General features: G+C 72.0%; 2 protein-coding genes. Both read left to right on the top strand.

Features of this window, described 5'->3' with window-relative positions:
- On the top strand, positions 1–833 hold an 833-nt coding region (locus AC2W7J_RS17760; protein WP_485984046.1), incomplete at its 5' end, for a hypothetical protein.
- 210 nt (positions 834–1,043) lie between these two features.
- Positions 1,044–2,022: acyltransferase family protein (locus tag AC2W7J_RS17755; protein ID WP_485984048.1), on the top strand; the 979-nt coding region annotated here is incomplete at its 3' end.

Raw genomic sequence — 2,022 nt, 5'->3', positions numbered from 1 at the left:
CTGCTCGCCGCGCCGGGCTCGCCGTCGCGAGCAGCGCCCCCACCGCACCCGCGGAGCCGACGGTCGCGGTGCCGCAGGGTCCGCCGCCGAAGATCGTCGCCGGGCAGCCCTCCTACCGCGAGGGCAAGCCCGCTCGGATCGGCGTCTTCGGCGACTCGGTGCCCTTCTTCCTCGTCGACCGCTTCCCGCAGGAGACCTTCCCCGGCGTCACCCTCGACAACTACTCCCGCGAGGGCTGCGACCTGCTCTCCGAGCCGATCAGCTGGGCCCCGGGCTTCCAGATGGGCAACGAGCCGAAGTGCACGGCCATGAAGAGGGAGTGGCCGCAGCAGTTCAAGAGCAACGGCGACGACGTCCTGCTCATCTGGGCCTCGCCGCTGCTCGCGGTGCCGCACATCGTCGACGGCGAGCGGCTGTGGCTCGACGACAAGGCCTACCTCGACCTCATCCGCTCGCGCTGGGACCGGCTGCGCCGCCAGGCGCTCGACGCCGGTGCGACGCAGGTGCAGATCGTCAACGTCCCCTGCCGCAAGCCGGTCAAGGACTCCATCCCCGAGGAGTTCCGCGTCGTCTTCGACTCCAACCCCGCGATCGTCAAGGAGTACAAGGAGCCGAAGCGGATCAACCGGCTCGTCGAGCAGTGGGCCGACTCCCACGACGACGTGCAGGTCGTCGACCTCCACGGGGCGCTGTGCTCCGACGGCTACCCCGAGGAGATCGGCGGCATCAAGGTCTTCAACGACTACCTCCACTTCTCGCCCGAGGCGACCCCGATGATCTGGGAGCACGTCCTCGGCCAGGTGAGCCGCAACTACGTGCGGGCCCGGTCGTGAGGGCGCTGACCGCATCCCTGAAGACGTCGACGGGGGAGCAGCGACTGGCTGCCCTCGACGGCTACCGGGGGCTCTTCGTCACCCTCGTGCTGCTCTACCACTTCGGCGCGACCTTCCTCGTCGGCGGCTGGGTGGGCATCAACCACTTCTTCGCCTTCTCCGGCTACCTGATCACCCGGCTGCTCATCTCCGAGCGGCCGCACCGGTGGCATCGACGTCCTGCGCTTCTACCGCCGCCGGGCCGAGCGGCTGCTGCCGGCGCTCGTCGCCGTGTGCACCGCGGTGCTCGTCGCGAGCCTCTTCGCCGGGTCGGCGAACCGCCACCGCGATGCCGGCGACGTGCTCGCCTCGCTCCTCTTCGTGCAGAACTGGCGCCTCATCAGCCAGGACGACGCGTACTTCGAGCAGGTCGGCGACCCCTCGCCGCTGCGGCACGCGTGGACGCTCGGCGTCGAGGAGCAGTTCTACCTGCTCGTGCCGCTCCTCGTGCTCGTGCTCTTCGCCGTGTGGCGCACCAGCCGCACCGCCCGTGTCGTCGCCCTCGCGGCGCTCGCCGTCGCCTCCGCCGCGTGGACCGCCCACCTCGCCCGCTCCGGCGTCGACTTCGCCCGGCTCTACTACGGCACCGACACCCGCGCACAGGCGCTGCTCGTGGGTGCGGTCGTCGCGGCCCTCCTCGGCCGGGACCACCGCGGACGACTGGGGCGGCGCCCTTCGGCCGGGGTCACGCAGGCCATCGGTCTCGTCGGCTTCCTCGTCTCGCTCTCGGCCTTCGTCGTCGTCGGGCCGCGCAGCGAGTGGCTCTTCACGAGCGGCGGCATGCTCTTCTTCGCCGTCGGCGCCGCGATGATGGGCCTGGCCGCGACCGACCCGCGGCCGCTGCTCATCAACCGGGTCGCGAGCTGGGGGCCGGCGGTGCTGCTCGGCCAGATGACCTACGGGCTCTACCTCTACCACTGGCCCATCCACCTCTGGCTGGGTCCGCTCCTCGACCCGCTGCCGCTCGTGGTCTCGGTGCTCGCGCAGCTCGCCGTGACCGTCGGTGTCGCCTACGCGTCCTTCCGCTGGCTCGAGGTGCCGGTGCTGCAGCACGGCTTCGGTGCGCTGCTGCCGCACGCGCTGCGACCCGCACCCCGGGCTCGCTCAGGCCGCGCGGCCCCGCAGGGGCCCGCCGCGGCGGGGGCTCCCG

The sequence above is a fragment of the Janibacter sp. CFPM2_SD2 genome (genome assembly GCF_057364645.1).
Note: the sequence above shows the minus strand (reverse complement) of the source record. Positions and strands in the feature narration are given on the sequence as shown.